This is a genomic window from Streptomyces sp. NRRL B-24572 (assembly GCF_002156145.1).
GTDB classification, from domain to species: domain Bacteria; phylum Actinomycetota; class Actinomycetes; order Streptomycetales; family Streptomycetaceae; genus Streptomyces; species Streptomyces vietnamensis.
Window position 1 is genome coordinate 1 of record NZ_MWIG01001178.1, and the last position, 237, is coordinate 237.

A 237-nucleotide genomic window follows, 5' to 3' on the forward strand; every position below is an offset into this window, starting at 1 on the left:
CCTGCCCGCCCTCGCCGCACCCCGCACCGCCGGCCTGGAGCAGGGTGCGGCGGCGGAAGGGGAGTTCGGGGATGCGCATGGGGGCCTCCTCGGCGGTGGGGTGGCGCCTGTACGAAGGGGAGGGTCCGGTGCCGGGCGCGGGGCCCGGCACCGGCGGAGAGGTCACGGCCGGACAGGTGGAGGGGTTACGGCCGAATCAGTGAAAGGGGCGCGGCCACAGCGGGCGCGAGCCCGGAG